Origin of the sequence: Sphingomonas jeddahensis, from assembly GCF_001981525.1 — a bacterium.
In the GTDB taxonomy this organism is placed as follows: Bacteria; Pseudomonadota; Alphaproteobacteria; order Sphingomonadales; family Sphingomonadaceae; genus Sphingomonas; species Sphingomonas jeddahensis.
Window position 1 is genome coordinate 17,504 of sequence record NZ_MPSB01000004.1, and the last position, 17,380, is coordinate 34,883.

At 65.9% G+C, this 17,380-nt stretch carries 16 protein-coding genes; 5 read left to right on the forward strand and 11 right to left on the reverse strand.

Translation table 11 applies throughout. The features are described from left to right. Nucleotides 1–6: 6 nt before the first annotated feature. Both topA and SPHI_RS05915 read left to right on the forward strand, forming a co-directional pair. Nucleotides 7–2,556 (forward strand): type I DNA topoisomerase, encoded by a 2,550-nt coding sequence (gene topA, locus SPHI_RS05910; RefSeq protein WP_076743983.1) that lies wholly within the window; start codon nucleotides 7–9, stop codon nucleotides 2,554–2,556. A 227-nt stretch (nucleotides 2,557–2,783) separates the two neighbouring features. Then, nucleotides 2,784–3,776 carry an acyltransferase family protein gene (locus SPHI_RS05915; protein ID WP_076743984.1) on the forward strand — a complete coding sequence of 331 codons (993 nt, stop codon included), beginning with the start codon at nucleotides 2,784–2,786 and terminating at the stop codon, nucleotides 3,774–3,776. Here SPHI_RS05915 and SPHI_RS05920 read toward each other — a convergent pair. Together SPHI_RS05920 and SPHI_RS05925 are read right to left on the reverse strand one after the other, a co-directional pair. After that, the gene (locus tag SPHI_RS05920; protein ID WP_076743985.1) at nucleotides 3,690–4,985 is read right to left on the reverse strand and encodes a WcaI family glycosyltransferase; all 1,296 of its coding nucleotides are present in this window, start codon (nucleotides 4,983–4,985) and stop codon (nucleotides 3,690–3,692) included. The two genes, SPHI_RS05915 and SPHI_RS05920, sit on opposite strands and share 87 nt — an antisense overlap. Before the next feature lie 185 nt (nucleotides 4,986–5,170). Continuing rightward, nucleotides 5,171–5,782, reverse strand: coding sequence for an ankyrin repeat domain-containing protein (locus SPHI_RS05925; RefSeq protein ID WP_233130736.1), 612 nt, complete (start codon nucleotides 5,780–5,782; stop codon nucleotides 5,171–5,173). 46 nt (nucleotides 5,783–5,828) lie between these two features. Here SPHI_RS05925 and SPHI_RS05930 point away from each other — a divergent pair, with 46 nt between their 5' ends. From SPHI_RS05930 to SPHI_RS05940, 3 genes are all read left to right on the forward strand, one after another. Next, nucleotides 5,829–6,410, forward strand: coding sequence for an SCO family protein (locus SPHI_RS05930; protein ID WP_076743987.1), 582 nt, complete (start codon nucleotides 5,829–5,831; stop codon nucleotides 6,408–6,410). Then, entirely contained in the window at nucleotides 6,407–6,838 is a 432-nt protein-coding gene (locus SPHI_RS05935) for a YcgN family cysteine cluster protein (RefSeq protein ID WP_076743988.1), read from the forward strand. The genes SPHI_RS05930 and SPHI_RS05935 overlap by 4 nt, the downstream gene beginning before the upstream one ends. A 65-nt stretch (nucleotides 6,839–6,903) precedes the next feature. Then, on the forward strand, nucleotides 6,904–7,578 hold the full coding sequence (locus SPHI_RS05940; RefSeq protein WP_076744158.1) for a M48 family metallopeptidase: 675 nt from the start codon (nucleotides 6,904–6,906) through the stop codon (nucleotides 7,576–7,578). Here the strand turns inward: SPHI_RS05940 and SPHI_RS05945 are convergent. The 9 genes from SPHI_RS05945 to rpmI form a co-directional block, all read right to left on the reverse strand. After that, a complete protein-coding gene (locus tag SPHI_RS05945) occupies nucleotides 7,542–9,692 on the reverse strand; it encodes a transglycosylase domain-containing protein (protein WP_083719853.1) in 2,151 nt (716 codons plus the stop codon). The genes SPHI_RS05940 and SPHI_RS05945 overlap by 37 nt on opposite strands. A gap of 214 nt (nucleotides 9,693–9,906) precedes the next feature. Further along, nucleotides 9,907–10,302 (reverse strand): peptide-methionine (R)-S-oxide reductase MsrB, encoded by a 396-nt coding sequence (gene msrB / locus SPHI_RS05950; protein ID WP_076743989.1) that lies wholly within the window; start codon nucleotides 10,300–10,302, stop codon nucleotides 9,907–9,909. 208 nt (nucleotides 10,303–10,510) lie between these two features. Then, nucleotides 10,511–11,395 carry a class I SAM-dependent methyltransferase gene (locus SPHI_RS05955; protein WP_076743990.1) on the reverse strand — a complete coding sequence of 295 codons (885 nt, stop codon included), beginning with the start codon at nucleotides 11,393–11,395 and terminating at the stop codon, nucleotides 10,511–10,513. Next, on the reverse strand, nucleotides 11,392–12,270 hold the full coding sequence (locus SPHI_RS05960; protein WP_083719855.1) for an aldose 1-epimerase family protein: 879 nt from the start codon (nucleotides 12,268–12,270) through the stop codon (nucleotides 11,392–11,394). Before SPHI_RS05960 ends, SPHI_RS05955 begins: the two co-directional genes overlap by 4 nt. A gap of 227 nt (nucleotides 12,271–12,497) precedes the next feature. Further along, nucleotides 12,498–14,987: a phenylalanine--tRNA ligase subunit beta gene (gene pheT / locus SPHI_RS05965; RefSeq protein WP_076743992.1), complete on the reverse strand. Its 2,490-nt coding sequence runs from the start codon at nucleotides 14,985–14,987 to the stop codon at nucleotides 12,498–12,500. 157 nt (nucleotides 14,988–15,144) lie between these two features. Further along, nucleotides 15,145–16,251: a phenylalanine--tRNA ligase subunit alpha gene (gene pheS / locus SPHI_RS05970; protein ID WP_076743993.1), complete on the reverse strand. Its 1,107-nt coding sequence runs from the start codon at nucleotides 16,249–16,251 to the stop codon at nucleotides 15,145–15,147. After that, on the reverse strand, nucleotides 16,238–16,627 hold the full coding sequence (locus SPHI_RS05975) for a GIY-YIG nuclease family protein (RefSeq protein ID WP_076743994.1): 390 nt from the start codon (nucleotides 16,625–16,627) through the stop codon (nucleotides 16,238–16,240). The genes pheS and SPHI_RS05975 overlap by 14 nt, the downstream gene beginning before the upstream one ends. Nucleotides 16,628–16,769: 142 nt before the next feature. Beyond that, complete coding sequence (gene rplT, locus SPHI_RS05980) at nucleotides 16,770–17,138, reverse strand: 50S ribosomal protein L20 (RefSeq protein WP_076743995.1); 369 nt, start codon at nucleotides 17,136–17,138, stop codon at nucleotides 16,770–16,772. 18 nt (nucleotides 17,139–17,156) lie between these two features. Then, nucleotides 17,157–17,360 carry a 50S ribosomal protein L35 gene (gene rpmI, locus SPHI_RS05985; protein ID WP_076743996.1) on the reverse strand — a complete coding sequence of 68 codons (204 nt, stop codon included), beginning with the start codon at nucleotides 17,358–17,360 and terminating at the stop codon, nucleotides 17,157–17,159. Between the last annotated feature and the right edge of the window lie 20 nt (nucleotides 17,361–17,380).

Consider the following 17,380-nt stretch of genomic DNA (forward strand, 5'->3'; position numbering starts at 1 on the left):
GCGCCAATGCAGCTCGTTATCGTCGAATCGCCAGCCAAGGCGAAGACCATCGAAAAGTATCTCGGTTCGGACTTCCGCGTCCTCGCGAGCTACGGCCATGTCCGTGACCTGCCGGCGAAGGACGGCTCGGTCGATCCCGATTCCGGCTTTGCGATGGAGTGGGAAAATTACGCCGACAAGGCCAAGCAGCTCAAGGCGATCGCCGATCTGGCCAAGGGCGCCGACCGGCTGATCCTGGCGACCGACCCCGATCGCGAGGGCGAGGCGATCTCGTGGCACGTGCAGGAGGTGTTGGCCAAGCGAAAGGCGCTGCCCAAGAAGGTCGATCGTGTCACCTTCAACGCCATCACCAAGGCGGCGGTGACGACCGCGATGGCGTCCCCGCGCGAACTCGATACCGATCTGATCGATGCCTATCGCGCGCGCCGGGCGCTCGACTATCTCGTCGGCTTCACGCTCTCGCCGGTGCTGTGGCGCAAGCTGCCGGGCGCCAAGTCGGCGGGGCGTGTACAATCGGTGTCGCTGCGGCTGATCGTCGATCGCGAGCGCGAGATCGAAGCGTTCAAGGCGCAGGAATATTGGTCGGTGACGGCCGGGCTGGAGCAGGACGGCACGCCCTTCACCGCGCGGCTGGTGCAATGGGACGGCAAGAAGCTCGACCGCCTGTCGATCGGCAACGAGGGCGATGCGCTCAAGGCCAAGGCGGCGGTCGAGGCGGGTCGCTTCGCCGTCGAGCGGGTCGAGACCAAGCCCGCCACGCGCAACCCGCCGCCGCCCTTCACCACCTCCACGTTGCAGCAGGAAGCGGCGCGCAAGCTCGGCTTCTCCGCCGATCACACGATGCGGATCGCGCAGCAGCTCTACGAGGATGGCGCGATCACCTATATGCGCACCGACGGCGTGCAGATGGACGGCAGCGCCATAGACGCGGCGCGCGGCGCGATCGCCAACCGCTATGACGCGAGCTACGTGCCCGACAAGGCGCGCCAGTATCAGACCAAGGCCAAGAACGCGCAGGAAGCGCACGAGGCGATCCGGCCGACTGATTTCAGCCGCGACCGTGTCGGCTCGGGCGATCATGCGCGGCTGTACGACCTGGTCTGGAAGCGCGCGCTGGCCAGCCAGATGGCCTCGGCGCGGATGGAGCGGACCACGGTCGATTTCGCCGATGGCACGGGGCGCAACGTGCTGCGCGCGACCGGCCAGGTAGTGCTGTTCCCTGGCTATCTCGCACTCTACGAGGAGGGCCAGGACGATAGCGCCGACGAGGATGCAAAGCGCCTGCCCCGGATGCGCGAGGGCGATTCGCCCGCCAAGAAGAGCGTCGATGCCGAGCAGCATTTCACCCAGCCGCCGCCGCGCTTCTCCGAAGCCTCGCTGGTCAAGCGGATGGAGGAGCTGGGGATCGGTCGCCCATCGACCTACGCCTCGATCATCAAGACGCTGAAGGACCGCGCTTATGTGCGCGTCGAGAAGAACCGCTTCTTCGCCGAAGAGAGCGGGCGGCTGGTGACGGCGTTCCTGGAACGCTTCTTCGAGCGCTACGTCGCCTATGACTATACCGCCGAACTGGAGGAGGAGCTGGACGACGTCTCCGGCGGCCGCGCGCAGTGGCAAGCGGTGCTGGAAAGCTTCTGGCGCGATTTCAAGCCGCGCACCGCCGAGGTGATGGAATTCAAGCCGAGCGAAGTCACCGAGCAGCTCGACACGTTTCTCGAGGATTATCTCTTCCCGGAGAAGGCGGACGGTGGCGATGCGCGGCTGTGCCCCAATTGTGGCAACGGGCGGCTGGCGCTGCGCGGCGGGCGGTTCGGGGCGTTCATCGCCTGCTCCAATTATCCTGAGTGCAAATACACCCGCCGCTTCGCCCAGGCCGGCGGCGAGGCGGGCGACAGCGGTGAGCCCGAGCAGCTCGGCCACGATCCCGAGACGGGGCTACCGGTGGAGCGCAAGTCGGGGCGGTTCGGGCCATACATCCAGCTCGGAGAGGGCAAAGACGCCAAACGCGCGTCGATCCCCAAGGATGTTGGCGAACTCGACCTGGAACTAGCGCTCAAGCTGCTGAGCCTGCCGCGCCTGATCGGCCAGCATCCAGAGACAGGCAAGGATATCACCGCGTCGATCGGCCGCTATGGCCCCTATCTGGTGCATGACGGCAAATATGCGCGGCTCAGCAGCACAATGGACGTGTTCGAGACGGGCATGAACGCCGCGGTGGTGAAGATCGCCGAAGCCGCCGCCGGGGGCGGTCGCCCGCAGCGTGGATCGCGCGAGCCGCTCAAGGTGCTGGGCAAGCACCCGCGCACCGAAGCGGAGATCAAGCTAATGGAGGGGCGCTATGGCCCCTATGTCACCGATGGCGAGACCAATGCGACACTGCCCAAAACAATCGCGCCTGATGCGCTGACGCTGGAGGAAGCTGCGCAGCTGATCGACGCGCGGGCGGCGATGCCGTCGAAGGGCAAAACGGCGAAGAAGAAGGCGCCGGCGAAGAAAGCTGCGGCCAAGCCCGCCGCCAAAAAGGCTAGTCCGAAGAAGGCGGCGGCGAAGGCGTAGTGGCCAAGCGTGGAAGTAAGCCCGAGCGCTCGCGGAAACGAATCCGAACGGCGCAAGGTCACTGAGGCTTAGGCTGGAGTTGCGCGTCCCGTGGATCTCGGGACATGCCCGGCATGACGGCTTAGCCTTGCCCGTTTAAAGCATGTCCGGCCGCCTCGGGTTCGCCGGACTTAGCTACCTCGGCATCAGGCGGTTGCGGCGGCTCGCACCTTCGCTACCATCGCGTCATGGGGGAACGGATCGACTGGCTCGATACAGCGCGTGGGTTCGGCATCGTCGCGGTGGTCGCTGGCCATGTGACCAGCGACCCCGCCGTTTGGGCGGCGACGTTTCATTTCCACATGCCGCTGTTCTTCATGCTGTCCGGCATGGTGTTTACGCCCAAGGCATTTGCTGACGTTGCGCACCGGCGCGCGCGCACGCTGTTGCTTCCATATGCGATGTGGCTGGTGATCGTGGCGGGGCTTGATGTGCTCGTCGCGCTCACCGCCGGCCACCCGATGTACTTGCCTTGGGAGCGGCCGGCCGCCGCGCTGGCGCGGATGCTGCTAGGGGGCACGTTTCTGGTCGGCCCGTTCGGAATTTTCTGGTTCGTAACGTGCCTTTATGTCGTCCAGCTCGCCGCCGTGCTGATCCTGCGTCGGCCACCGCAACAAGTACTCATTATCGCCGTGTTGTTGCTGGCAGTGACGCATGTGATCCCTCGCATGCCGAACCCCTGGGGCCTCGTGAGCGTGCCGGCCGCGACATTCTTCTTCGTCGCTGGCGCGCTGCACCGCCGGCATGCCGATGCGCTCGGCTGGCCGCTGACGGCAATCGCGCTGGGTGCCGGTTCGCTGGCAGCGGTGTCGCGCCCGCTCGATCTGAAGATCGCGGAGGTCGGAACGCCGGTGCTCAGCATCGTCGCGGCGTTGGGCCTCTGCCATCTCATTCTGACGGTTGCCAAGCGGGCGCCCAGTGTTTCGCCGATTGCGGCGTTGGGACGGGCCAGCCTGGTCATCATGTATGGACACCTGACGCTGTTCTACGCGCTTCGCGACCACATGGGCAAAGCCGCGGTGGCAGCGCTGTGCGCGCTAATGCCGCTCGGCCTGTGGCTGATCCTGCGCCGCTTCCCCGCCGCTCGCGCCCTGCTACTCGGCGAGTGGCTCTTGGACCGCAGACCGCCAGTTGCGACGGCGCAAGCGCCGCCCCTCCCATTCCGCCACGAGCAAGCGTAGCTCGCCTTCAAACCTCGTGAGGATAGCCGCCTTGCTCCAGCGTTCGGCAGCTCGCGCGCAGGCGGCCGTGCCAAGCGCCTTGCGGAGTGGGACGTCGTCAATCAACCGGGCGATCGCGGCAGCAAAAGCGGCAGCGTCATCCGGCTGGGTTACCAATCCGCATCCCTCCACCTCATGCGCCAGCCCGGTCCATGGTTCGGCAGTCGCGATGACCGGCCGGCCGGAGGCGAGCATGTTGGGCAGCTTGGATGGCAGCACCAGATCGGCCGCGCCGGCAATCTGCGGCAATAGGTGGACCGTTGCGATGCTCAGCAGATCAGAGAGCCGCTCGGCCGGTTGAAGGTCGAAGAAGGTGACCGATTCGCACCCAGCGGCGGCGGCCATCAGCGCGGGGCGGTTGGGGCCATTGCCGCAGATGACGAACAAGATATCGCCGCGATGCGCGAGCAGACGCGCAACCTCGGCGACGATCCCGATCCCCTGTTTGGCGGCGATATTGCCTGAATAGAGCGCGACATGCGGACGCTGCACGTTCCACTCCTTTCGGAAGGGAGAAAGTGCGTCCGTCGGCCGCACGTCAGGCTGCGCCCAATTTCGAAACTCGACGATGCGGTCTGGCGCGATCCCTTTTTCGGCCAAGCGCGCGCACATCGCTGGTGAGATGCTGCTGACGCGATCACCGTTCATGGCGCATCGCTCAATCCAGCGAAGCACGCGCGCCCGGATCCGGGTGCGCGGAAGGTGGCCGGTGGCAAGGGCGATATCCACCTCCAGATCCTGGACATGCACCCATAAGGGTCGACCGATCACAGCGGCGACCGTGCGGGCGACCAGAGTGGACAGGATGGACGGCGCAATGGCGATGATCACCGACGGGCGGCGCACCAAGCAGGCAGCGATGAGCGCCATGAACGCCAGCAAGGCGAAGCTGAGATGGTGCAGAATTCGCCACCAGCCTTGCGGGCTCGCCGGCACAAAGTGAGGCAGGCGGGTAATGGCAACGCCATTTTCTCTGGCCGAGCTGATGCGGTACCCGGCGTAGCCCTCGGCAACTGTCCAGTGCGGATAGCTGGGCGTGCCGCAGATCACCCGCACGCTGTGGCCCCAGGCCGCCAGCATCTCCGCCATGCCGGTGGTACAAGGACCGATACCGACTGGTTCCGGCGCATAATTGTGGCCGATGATCAAGATGTTGAGCGGCCGCGCCATTAAGCCCGGCCTGCTGCTGCGCGCGCCCGACTTATCCGGCCGCAGTCACCCTGTCCGGAGCACGCCCCCACCAAGCTCGCCTCCCCCGACGCCCCCACGTCGCCAGAGAAGATTTACGCAAAATACAAATATGTCCATAGCGGATTAACCATAGCAACAATCCGCCACAAAGCACGGAGCTGCGCTTACAGCCTCGGCCCCGCGACCGCGCGCACCGCTTTCTTCGGCTTTTCATCGATCAGCTTGGCAATTGCGGGCGCGCGCGTGTCGGCGCGGGCATAATCTCGCGCGGACATGCCGGCGATGTTGTCGGTCTGGTCGGGATTGGCACCTGCCGCGAGCAGGCTGCGAACCAGCGGCAAGTCGCGTTTCTGCACTGCCCGGATCAGCGGCGTCTCACCGCCGCCGTTGCCAAGGTTCGGATTGGCCTTGCCGGCGGTGAGGACCTCGACCAGCGCGTTGTGGCCATATTGCACCGCAAGTAGCAGCGGCGTGTCACCCCGGCCGTCGCGCATGTTGGGATCGGCACCACGTTGGAGCAGGTAGCGCAGATAGGTGGAGTCACCCCGCTTGACCACGATATGCAGCGCGCCCTCACCGCTGGTGACGTCGCGCGCGTTGACGATGCGCTGACCGGGCTGGTCGAGCATCTTCACAACTGCGTCCCCATCTTCCTTGCGCACCGCTTCCAGGAATTTGTAGCCTTGCGACTGCTGCTGGGCCGCTGCCGGCAGCGATGCGAACAAAATGGTGGAAACGAGCAGGTGACGCAGCATTTTCACGGATAAACGGCCCATTTGATGGTTGCTGCGGCGTTTTTAGCAGATCAAGGCTGGCGATGCCATGAACCCACGTCTTCTCGCCTCGCTTGCCCCCATCGCCCTGCTCGCCTGCTCACCCGCGCAGGCTCCGTCGCGGCCGCCGCTGGAAGGCGCCAAGATCGGGGGGCCGTTTACGTTGACCGACCAGAACGGCAACGCGTTCTCCGACCAGGCACTCGCCGGCAAGTATCGCATCATGTATTTCGGCTACACCTTCTGCCCCGATGTCTGCCCGGTCGATGTGCAGAACCTAGCTGCGGGGCTGAAACTCGTGGAGAAGAGCAACCCCGATCTGGCGGCCCGAATCGTGCCGGTGTTCGTGACGATCGATCCGGAGCGCGATACGCCGGCAGTGCTGAACCAATTCACATCGGCCTTTCACCCCCGCATGGTGGGGCTGACCGGTTCGCCTGAAGCGATCGCCAAGGTGGCCAAGGAGTTCGCAATCTTCTATCAGCGTGGCGAAGGCACTGCAGGCGGCTATCTGATGAATCACAGCCGGCAGGCGTACCTTATGTCACCCGATGGCAAACCGCTTGCCCTGTTGCCGCAAGAAGGGCCGCCGCCGGCCATCGCCGACGAGATCACACGCTGGGCTGAATGAACCGATTCTGGGAAGACACGCCGCTCGACAAACTGGACCGCGCGCAATGGGAAGCCTTGTGCGATGGCTGCGGCAAATGCTGCCTTCACAAGCTGGAGGATGAGGAGACCGGGGAGTTGTTCGCCACCAATGTGGCTTGCAAGTTGCTCGACCGACGGACGGGACAATGTTCCAATTACAAGCACCGTCACGCTTACGTTTCCGAGTGTGTGCGGCTGTCGATGCGCAATGTCGATGCGATAGAATGGTTGCCGTCCACATGTGCCTATCGACTGCGGCTGAACGGCGAGCAATTGCCCGACTGGCATTACCTGAAAACGGGTGATCGCGACGCGGTGCATCGGGCCGGCGAGTCGGTGAAGGGCTGGACGATCAGCGAGGATGATGCGGGCGAGCTGGAGTATCACCTCGTCGATCGGAAGCTGTGACGGCCCCTTCCGGTCCCTTGCGGGATGGCGTCTTCGCGTCGCTCGGCACGAACCATGAAGATGCGATCGAGATCGTTCGCCATCCCACCGCGCGACGTGTGAAGCTGGCGTTTGATCCGGCGAGCGGGCGCGTGCGGTTGATCATCCCCAAGCGTGCCTCGGCCACAAAGGCGCTCTCCTGGGCCGCGGGTTATCGTGACTGGATCGCCGCACAGCGGGCGCAGCTGCCGAAAGGATGCCCTTTCGAACCCGGCGCAGTGATTCCGTTTGGTGACGAAGCACTGACGATCGATTGGCAGGAGGGCACGTCTCGCATCGTTCGGCGCGAGGGCGACACGCTGCTGCTGTCGGGACCGCAGGGGACGGTAGCGCGACGGGCGGAGGCGTGGCTGCGGCGCGAGGCGCTGCGATTGCTGGAAGCGGACACGGCGCATTATGCCGCGCTCGCCAATGTCACGGTCCAAAAAGTCGCGATCGGGGACGCGCGGGGGCGCTGGGGGAGCTGCACCAGCACGGGTGCGATCCGATACAGCTGGCGGCTGGTGCTCGCGCCCGAAGCGGTGCGCCGCGCAACCGCCGCGCACGAGGTGGCGCACCGCGTGCACATGGATCACTCCCCGGCCTTTCATGCGCTCGTCGCGCAGCTATACGGCAGCGACCCGACGCCGCACCGCCAATGGCTGCGCACCAATGGCGCAAGCCTTCATTGGTATGGGCGCTCGTCCTCGGGGGCGGGCTGATAACGCCGGTCGCGACGCGGGTCGCGTGAGGGTTCTCCGGGCTGCTCGCGGCCGGTCACGCGATCAATCCAGTCTTGATCCAACCGCTGCTGCGGCTGCGGTTGCGGCCCCGGTTGTGATGGCCCCTCCTCATAATAGCCGTCCTGCACCGGCCGCTCACGGCGTGATGATGGGCGCTCGATACCTTGCCCATAGGAATCCGCGGGCAGCGGCGCACCCTCAACATCGACTGGATCGCCGCTTTCATCCACAAAGACGCTGTTATCAGGCTCCCCGAAATAGCTCTCCTCGTCGGGCTCCAGCTGCCATTCGGGAAGCGTCACTTCGGTCTCGAACTGTTCGATCGGGCGCTTGGCGACGGCCTTGACCATGAACTGGCGGAAGGCGTTGGCCGGCGCAGCGCCGCCCGCAAGCCCGCCGATCGCCTTGGCATCGTCGCGCCCCATCCACACGCCGGTGGTGATCCCCGACGAAAAGCCGAGGAACCAGCCATCCTTGGAGGAGGAGGTGGTACCTGTCTTGCCCGCCACCGGGCGCCCGATCTGCGCGGCGCGGCCAGTGCCGGTGTTGACGGCGGTCTGGAGCAGGTCGGTCATCTGCGCCGCGACATAGGGCGCTACGAGCACCCGGCTGCGATCGACCTCGTTCTGGTAGATCACCTCGTTGTTCGCGCTCACCTTGGTGATGCCATAAGGCGTGACCGCGACGCCCTTGTTGGCGACGCTGGCGAAGGCGCGGGTCATGTCGATCAGGCGGACGTCTGACGTGCCGAGCACCATCGACGGGTGCGTGTTGACGTTCGTGGTGATGCCGAAGCGGCGCGCCATGTCGGCGACCGTGGTGAAGCCGACCTGCTGGCCGAGCTTCGCGGCCACCGTGTTAAGCGAGTAAGCAAAGGCGGTGCGCAGCGTCACCTGTCCCGAATAGCGACGCGAGCTGTTGCGCGGGCTCCAGCCGTCGATCGTCACCGGTTCGTCGACCACGGTCGATTCCGGCGTCATCCCCGCTTCGAGCGCGGCGAGATAGACGAACAGCTTGAACGCCGAGCCGGGCTGACGCTGCGCTTGCGTTGCGCGGTTGTAGATCGAGGAGACGTAATCCTTGCCGCCGACCATTGCCCGCACCGCGCCATCGCGATCGAGCGCCACCAGCGCGCCCTGCGCGCCGCCGGGGGCATTGGCGCGCACCGCGGCGTCGGCCGCGCGCTGCATGTTGAGATCGAGCGTGGTCCACACCTCCAGCGGCTTTTCGGTCTCGTCGATCAGCAGTTCGAGCTGCGGCAGCGCCCAATCCGTGAAGTAGCGGACGCTGTTCTGCTTGGGCTCGGGCGCGAGCTTCACGTCCTGCGGGCTCGCTTCCGCGGCTTCGGACGCGCTGATGACCTCATTTTCCGCCATCACCCGCAGCACGACCTGCGCGCGATCAACCGCCGCCTGAGCGTCAGCAGTCGGCGAGTAATTTGAGGGCGCTTTTACAAGCCCGGCGATGATCGCTGCCTCGCTGAGCGTCAGACGGTTCGCACCATGGCCGAAGAATTTGCGCGACGCGGCGTCAATGCCGTAGGCGCCGCCGCCGTAATAGACCTTGTTCAGGTACAGCTCGAGCACCTGTTCCTTGCTGAACTTGCGCTCCATGGCGAGCGCCAGGATCCATTCGCGGAACTTGCGGCCGAACTTCTTCTGGTTGTTGAGGAAAACGTTGCGAGCGAGCTGCTGCGTGATCGTCGAGCCGCCCTGCACCCAGCGGCCGCGATCGAACCGCACCTTGACCGAGCGCGCGACGCCGATCGGATCGACGCCCAAGTGGCTGTAGAAGCGCTTGTCCTCCACCGCGATCGTCGCCTGACGCATGATGCGCGGGATGCGATCGAACGGCAGCCATTCGCCATAGCTGGGGCCGATCGAAACGAGCACCGTGCCGTCGGCGGCATGGACGCGGATCATCTGGCCGTTAGGCGAGGATTTCAGCTCCTCGAAGGAGGGAAGCTGCGCGCGCGCGATATAGACGGCGGTGAGAAGCGCGCCGAGGCCGAGCACGGCAAGCGCGATCAGGACCTTGATCGTGATCGACAGGCGGCGGCGCCAGGGCGAGCGGGGAGCGGGACGGCGGGCCATCGGATGCGCGTTGGGGAATAGAAGCTTAGGCTGGGCTTAACAAGGTGGCGCGGCGTTGTTGCCGCACCGCTTAGCGCCGACCCGTTCCGGCTTCGTCATCCCGCGAAGGCGGAGATCCATAGAGGCTGCCGTGCCGGCTCAATGGCCCGCGTCTACTTATGGATCCCCACCGTAGCTGGGATGACAGGGCGAGTGGGCCAATGCCGTCAGACCATCACTTACGCGCGCGGAAATCCAGGCTCACCGAGTTCATGCAATAACGAAGGCCAGTTGGCGGCGGGCCGTCCGGGAAGACATGGCCGAGATGGCTGTCGCACCGGGCGCAGCGCGACTCGATGCGGGTCATCCCGTGGCTGGTGTCGCGATGGTCCGTCACTGTCTCGGGCGAAATCGGCTGGCTGAAGCTTGGCCAGCCCGAACCCGAATCATACTTGTCGGCGCTATCGAACAGTTCCAGCGCGCAGGCCGCGCAATGATAGATGCCGTCCGCCTTGTTGTCGTTATACTTGCCTGCGTACGGGCGCTCGGTGCCGGCCTCGCGCAGAACATGATATTGCTCGGGGGTAAGCCGCTGCTTCCATTCGGCTTCGGACAGGTTGAGCTGGTCCATGCGGGCGATAACTCCTTCACGGCCGGGCCGAAGATGGCGGATCCATCCGGCCGCGGCGATTACCTGCGTTAAATAGGGTCACCCGGCGGCGAGCGGAAGAAGAAGGATTTCACGCAAAGGCGCGAAGGCGCAAAGAGGAAGCGCACGAGAGAGAGGAGCCGCTGACCTCAAGCGGAACACCTTTGCGTCTTCGCGCCCTCGCGTGAACCTAACCGTTCGACCACCGAGCCCAGATCGCCGTGGGGAGGACCAGCCCGCGCGCTTCCTCGCGCACGCCGAGTTCGCCGCATTCCACTGTGCCGGGGAGGTCGGCGAAGGTCTGGCGCAGCATCTCGCCAATCGCCAGGGCGGACATGCGCACCGCATAGACGGTGAGGAACAAGGCGCGCGAGTTGGTGTCGAGCAGCTGGCGACAATTGGCGATCAATTCAGGAAGATGCTCCTCCAGCCGCCAGATCTCGCCATCGGGGCCGCGGCCGTATTTGGGGGGATCGAGCAGGATCGCATCGTAGCGGCGGCCGCGGCGGACCTCGCGCGCGACGAACTTGGCGGCATCGTCGACGATCCAGCGCACCGGGCGGTCGGCCATGTCGGACAGGCGGGCATTGCCGCGGGCGGCCTCGACCGATTTCTTGGAGGCGTCGACGTGGACCATTTTGGCTCCGTGCGCGGCGAGTGCTAGCGTGCCGACGCCGGTATAACCGAACAAATTCAATGCCTCAGGCTCGGCGAGGCCCGTCAGCTTCTCGCGCAGCCAGGACCAGACGGGTGCCATGTCGGGGAAGAAACCGAGGTGGCGGAAGGGCGTGGTCTGGGCGGTGAAGCGGACGGATCCGGGACCGATGCCCCATGACAGGGGCCAGCCGTCGCGCGGAGTTTGGCGGCTGAAATGCCATTGGCCGCCGCCGTCCTCGTCGCTGCCGGGGATGAATTCTCCGTGCGATTTCCAGTCGTTATGCGCGGGCGCCCAGAGCGCCTGCGGTTCGGGACGGATGAAGCGATAGTCGCCGTAGCGCTCGAGCTTGCGGCCGTGGCCGCAATCGACCAGGCCGTAATCGCCCCAGGGTTCTCCGATCAGGGTTTCTAGCTTCATGGGCGCAACGTTACCGACATGGCGATGTGCTTCACACCCCCCGCGGGCACCATGAAGATGCCGGGTTTGTCTTTGAATTCACCGACATAGCCGTGTGGGTCAGCGATGCCGTGCCACGGTTCGACGCAGATGTAGCGGGCGCCGGGCTTGGTCCAGATGCCGAGCATGGGGGTGTCGGGGAAGGCGATCTCGAGGCTGGGGCCGTCGTCGTCGGCGCCGTAGGTGACGCTTTTCGAGCGGATGTCGTCCCAGACCAGGGCGTCGTGCGCGAACAGGTCGTCGGTCAGCGCTAGCGTGCGATCGTCGAGCGGACTGCGGGCCGTGCCGGGCAAAATCGTGCCGTCAGCGGCGATCGGACGTACGCCGTCGGGTTCGTGCCGGGCGAACACGATACGGTGGCGGTGCCTTTCCGGGCCGCCGGGAAGCGGCCATGCGAACGCGGGGTGAAAACCGAAACTCGCCGGCATTTCGTTTGCGCTCGGATTGGTGATCGCGATGTCGGTATGGAGCGTCGCGGCGTCGAGCCGGAAGGTCGCGTCGAGGATGAAGTCGTAGGGGTAGTGGGTGCGCGTCTCGTCGCTGGCTTCGAGGCGGAAGGTGGCTTGGGTGGCGCTGTGGTCGGTCAGGGTGAAGGGCAGGCGGCGGGCGAAGCCGTGCTGCTTCATCGGATATTCTTTGCCGTCGATGCGGATCACCTCGCCCGAGGGCTTGCCGACGACGGGGAAGAGGAGCGGGGCGCGGCCGGTCCAGAACTTGGGATCGGCGTCGGTCATCAGCTCGCGGCCGGCTGCATCCTTGAGCGAGGATAGCTCGGCGCCGAGCGGGTTGATCGCTGCCGTCAGGTGATCGTTCGCGATGGTGATCCAGTTGGTCACTTTGCCTCCTTCGTCGTCATTCCCGCGGAGGCGGGAAGCCATAAACGCTGACGCCTGCGATAGAGCCGGAACGTCGGCGTGTATGGATCCCCGCCTTCGCGGGGATGACGGATATTCCTCAGTCCTTGAGCACCCCTAGTCCGTTCGGGCTGAGCTTGTCGAAGCCCTGCCCTTCCTCTCGAAGAAGGGCAGCCCTTCGACAAGCTCAGGGCAAACGGCGGTAGTGGCTATCCTCTGAGGCTTGCACCCAGCTTGGCGGCTGCCGCCACCACCTTGTCGGCGATCGCCTTCAGCTCGGCTTCGACGAACGCCTTGTCGCCCGGTTGCAGCACTACCTCGACCGCCATCGAGGTCTCGCCGTCCTTGGTGAAGACGTCGAACACGCGGGCGGAGACGATCGTGGCCTTGTCGGCGCCCTTTACCGCACGCGCGAGTGAATCCGCGGCGAGATCGGCGGGGACGAGGAAGGCGAAGTCGCGGCGGACGGCTTGCAGCGCGGGGGGCGTGTAGGCGGGGCGCATGAAGCTGGCGCCGCGCTTTGCTGGGATCGCGTCGAGATACAGTTCCATCGCGGCGACGCCGGTGTCGAGGTCGAACGCCTGGCAAACGCGCGGGTGGAGGATGCCGAAGGCGGCGAGCACCGTCTTGGGGCCGAGGCGCAGCGTGCCGGACTGGCCGGGGTGCCAGGCGTCGCCGGCTTCGCCGAACACCTGGAGGTTGTCGACCGGGGCGCCGGCGGCGGCGAGGAGCGACAGCGCCTCGGCCTTGGCGTCGAAGGCGTCGAAGGCTTGCGGCTTGCCCGATTGCCAGCCGCGCGCGCGGCGTTCTCCGGCGAGGACGAGGCCCAATGTCGCGCGCTCCTTTTCGGCGAGGTAGCGGCGACCGATCTCGAACAGGCGCACGCTGCCCTGCCCGCGGCGCACGTTGCGCGATGCGGCCGACAGGAGCCCGGGGAGCAGCGAGGGGCGCATGACCTTCAGGTCTTCACTGATCGGATTGGCGAGGGCGTAGGCGCCGCCACCGAACGGCGCGGCCTCGGCCTCGGAAAGGAAGCTCCATGTCACGGCTTCGTCGAGACCGCGTGCGGCGGCGGCGCGGCGGACGCGGCGTTCGAGCTTCTGTTCGGGGGTCGCCGTGGGAGTCGCGACGCCGGGGATGCGGGCGAGCGGAACTGAGGGGATGTTGTCGATGCCCTCGATGCGGATCACTTCCTCGACAAGATCGGCGGGGCCGTCGACGTCGCGGCGCCATGTCGGAGGCGTAACATTCCAATCGTCCGTGACGGTGAAGCCGAGCGTTTCGAGGATCGTGCGCTGGCGTTCGGGCGCGACCGCGAGGCCGCCGAGCGTTTCGGCGCGGGTGGGATCGTACTTATAGCTGCGCATGCCGAGCGGCGGTTCGCCGGCGCGGGTGACGCCGGTTGCCTGGCCGCCGCACAAGTCGAGGACGAGGCGGGTGGCGATGGCGAGGCCGTCGTCGAGGAACGCCGGGTCGACACCGCGCTCGAAGCGCTGGCGCGCATCGCTGGTGAGGGCGAGCTTCTGGCCGGCGCGCGCGATGTGATCGGGATCGAAGAAGGCGCATTCGATGATCACGTCGGTGGTCGTCTCGGATACGCCCGATTCCTCGCCGCCCATGATGCCGCCGATGTCGTGGACGTGCTGGTCGTCGGCGATGACGGTCATCGTCTCGTCTAGCGAGTAGGTCTTGCCGTTGAGGGCCAGCACCGTTTCACCGGCGCGCGCCTTGCGGGCCACCAGGCCGCCGCTCAGCTTGGCCTTGTCATAGACGTGCAGGGGACGACCGAGATCGACGGTGACGTAGTTGGTGATGTCGACCAACGCGGAAATCGGCTTCTGGCCGATGGCGCGGAGGCGCTTGGCAAGCCACTCGGGCGCGGCGGCGTTGGCAACGCCGGTGACGCCCTGCGCGTAGAAGGCGGGGCAGCCGGCGGGGTCTTCGATGCGGATGTCGGGGCCGGGACCTTCGCCGGTGACGGGCGCCACACCCGCGCCGTCATTCCCGCGGAGGCGGGAATTCATATTCTCTGACGGTGCGGCGCCTTCGCTGGCGTTGCGTGTATGGATCCCCGCCTTCGCGGGGATGACGGAAGAGGGGGCGGGGATGACGGAAGAAGAGGGCACCGCTAGCGGCTTCAACGTCCCCAGCCCGGCCGCCGCGAGGTCGCGCGCGATGCCGCGGACGCCCATGCAGTCCTGCTTGTTGGGGGTGATCGAGACGTCGATCACCGGATCGTTGAGGCCGGCCCAGTCGGCGTAGACCGCGCCAACAGGTGCGTCGCTCGCCAGTTCGATGATGCCGTCGTGGTCGTCGCCCAGCTCCAGCTCGCGGGTGGAGCACATCATGCCGTTCGATTCGACGCCGCGGATCGCAGCGACCTTAAGCACCATGCCGTTGGCCGGAACGGTCGCGCCGGGCGAGCCGAACACGCCGACGAGGCCGGCGCGGGCGTTGGGCGCGCCGCAGACGACTTGCAGCGGGCCGTCGCCGGCGTCGACCGAGAGGACCTGGAGCTTGTCGGCCTGCGGGTGACGCTCGGCGGTGAGCACCTTGGCGATGCGGAAGGCGGCGAGCTTCTCGCCGGGGTTCTCGACGCCCTCGACCTCAAGCCCGATGCGGGTGAGCGCGACCACGATCTCGTCGAGCGAGGCGGCGGTGTCGAGGTGATCCTTGAGCCAGGAAAGGGTGAATTTCATCGCATCTGCTTTCCGTCACCCCTGCCGGGGCATTTGCATGATCCGTCATGCCGGCCTCGTGCCGGCATCCACCGTTCCGCTTATCCTACAATTGTGGAATTTGCGGCCCGGTGGACCCCGGCACAAGGCCGGGGTGACGCCGTGTTGGTGGCAACCGTTACGCCGCGCCGACGCCGCCGCTCAGCGTCGGCACGTCGAGGGCGGAGAAGCCGTAGTGCTTGAGCCAGCGGATATCGCCGTCGAAGAAGGCGCGCAGATCGTCCATGCCGTATTTCAGCATGGCGAGGCGATCGATGCCGCAGCCGAAAGCGAAGCCCTGCCATTCCTCCGGATCAAGCCCGCAGGCGGCGATCACCTTGGGGTGGACCATGCCGCTGCCGAGCACTTCCATCCAGCCGCCGTTCTCGACATCGCCGCCGCCGCCGATCACGCGCTTGCCCTTTTGCAGGGTGTAGCCGACGTCGACCTCCGCCGATGGCTCGGTGAAGGGGAAGTAGCTGGGGCGCAGGCGAAGCACGATGTCGTCGCGCTCGAAGAAGGCCTTGAGGAAGGTCTCCAGGGTCCACTTCAGGTGGCCCATGGTGATGCCCTTGTCGATCACCAGCCCTTCGACCTGGTGGAACATCGGCGTGTGGGTCGCGTCGCTATCGCTGCGATAGGTGCGGCCCGGGGCGATGATGCGGATCGGGGGCTTTTGCGACAGCATGGTGCGGATCTGCACCGGGCTGGTGTGGGTGCGCAGCAGCCGGGGGCGCTCGCGATCCTCGGGCGTGTGCTCACCGGCGAGATAAAATGTGTCGTGCATCGCCCGCGCCGGGTGGCTCTCGGGGATGTTGAGCGCGGTGAAATTGTGCCAGTCGGTCTCGAGCTCGGGGCCGGTGGCGACCGCGAAGCCCAAATCGGCGAAGATCTCGGCGAGCTCGTCCATCACCTGGCTGACGGGGTGGATGGTGCCGGCGAGCGGCACGTCGACCGGGAGCGTCATGTCGACACGCTCGGCGGCGAGCTTGGCTTCGAGCGCGGCGGATTCGAGCGCGGCCTTGCGGGTGGCGATGGCGGTGGTGACCGCTTCGCGGAGGCCGTGGATCGCGGGGCCCTGCACCTGGCGCTCCTCGGGGGTGAGGCTGCCGAGCGACTTCAAGAGCGCGGTGACGCGGCCCTGCTTGCCGAGCGCCTCGACGCGGACGGTTTCGAGCGCGTCCAGCCCGGCCGCGGCTTCGATCGCGGTGAGCAGGTGAGTTTTCAGGTCGTCAGTCTCGGTCATGCTTTCCCGTTCCGTCATTCCCGCGCATAATCCCGTCATTCCCGCGGAGGCGGGAATCCATACGCGCTGGCTTCTCGACCAGAGCGAAACCGAGGTCGATCGCCAGATCGCGCCACTCGGGATTGCTCTCCTCGATCATCCGCAGCTTCCAGTCGCGGTTCCACTTCTTGAGCTGCTTCTCGCGCGTGATTGCAGCTTCCATCGCGTCTGCCATGTCGAACCAGACGAGGCGATGCACCCCGTAGCGGGTGGTGAACCCTTCGATCAATCCTTCGCGGTGTTGGTGGAGGCTGGTTAGCAGATTCGAGGTGACGCCAATGTAGAGCGTGCCGTGCTTGCCGCTGGCGAGGATGTAGACGCAGGGTTGCTTCGGCATCGTTGCTTCTCCTCACCTGGGTTCGGAGAATATGGATTCCCGCCTTCGCGGGAATGACGAATAGTGGGCGGGGATGTCGACAAACGCAAAGGGCGCGGGTGTCGCCACCCACGCCCTTTGTGTCGTTTGCCGGAGAAGGCGCTTACGCGGCCTGCGCCGGGAGCGCCGACTTCACCTGGGCGATCAGCGCGGTGAAGGCCTCGCCTTCGTGCATCGCGATGTCGGCCAGGACCTTCCGGTCGAGCTCGATGCCGGCCAGCTTCAGCCCGTGCATGAACTGGCTGTAGGTCAGGCCCTCGGCGCGGACGCCGGCGTTGATGCGCTGGATCCACAGGCCGCGGAAGGTGCGCTTCTTCACCTTGCGATCGCGATACGCATACTGGCCGGCCTTTTCGACCGCCTGCCGCGCGACGCGGATCGTGTTCTTGCGACGGCCGCGGTAACCCTTGGCCTGTTCCAGAATGTTCTTGTGCTTGGCGCGAGTGGTTACGCCCCGCTTGACGCGTGCCATATCTTAGCTCCTCTTAGCTCAACGCAGGCCGTACGGGGCCCAGGCCTTCACCGTGGCGGTGTCGGCCTTCGACAGCACCTTGGTGCCGCGGTTCTGGCGGATGTACTTGCCGGTGTGATGCAGCAGGCGGTGGCGCTTGCCGGCGACGCCGTGCTTCAACAGGCCGGTTGCGGTGAGCTTGAAGCGCTTCTTCACGCCGCTCTTCGTCTTGAGCTTGGGCATTTTGGTCCTTTCAGTTCGAG

Coding starts and splice junctions, on each gene's coding strand:
- SPHI_RS05915 (WP_076743984.1), top strand. CDS start 2,784: ATGGGGGAACGGATCGACTGGCTCGATACAGCGCGTGGGTTCGGCATC.
- SPHI_RS05955 (WP_076743990.1), bottom strand. CDS start 11,395: ATGAAGCTAGAAACCCTGATCGGAGAACCCTGGGGCGATTACGGCCTG.
- SPHI_RS05945 (WP_083719853.1), bottom strand. CDS start 9,692: ATGGCCCGCCGTCCCGCTCCCCGCTCGCCCTGGCGCCGCCGCCTGTCG.
- msrB (WP_076743989.1), bottom strand. CDS start 10,302: ATGGACCAGCTCAACCTGTCCGAAGCCGAATGGAAGCAGCGGCTTACC.
- SPHI_RS05935 (WP_076743988.1), top strand. CDS start 6,407: ATGAACCGATTCTGGGAAGACACGCCGCTCGACAAACTGGACCGCGCG.
- pheT (WP_076743992.1), bottom strand. CDS start 14,987: ATGAAATTCACCCTTTCCTGGCTCAAGGATCACCTCGACACCGCCGCC.
- SPHI_RS05930 (WP_076743987.1), top strand. CDS start 5,829: ATGAACCCACGTCTTCTCGCCTCGCTTGCCCCCATCGCCCTGCTCGCC.
- rpmI (WP_076743996.1), bottom strand. CDS start 17,360: ATGCCCAAGCTCAAGACGAAGAGCGGCGTGAAGAAGCGCTTCAAGCTC.
- SPHI_RS05920 (WP_076743985.1), bottom strand. CDS start 4,985: ATGGCGCGGCCGCTCAACATCTTGATCATCGGCCACAATTATGCGCCG.
- pheS (WP_076743993.1), bottom strand. CDS start 16,251: ATGACCGAGACTGACGACCTGAAAACTCACCTGCTCACCGCGATCGAA.
- topA (WP_076743983.1), top strand. CDS start 7: ATGCAGCTCGTTATCGTCGAATCGCCAGCCAAGGCGAAGACCATCGAA.
- SPHI_RS05925 (WP_233130736.1), bottom strand. CDS start 5,782: ATGGGCCGTTTATCCGTGAAAATGCTGCGTCACCTGCTCGTTTCCACC.
- rplT (WP_076743995.1), bottom strand. CDS start 17,138: ATGGCACGCGTCAAGCGGGGCGTAACCACTCGCGCCAAGCACAAGAAC.
- SPHI_RS05975 (WP_076743994.1), bottom strand. CDS start 16,627: ATGCCGAAGCAACCCTGCGTCTACATCCTCGCCAGCGGCAAGCACGGC.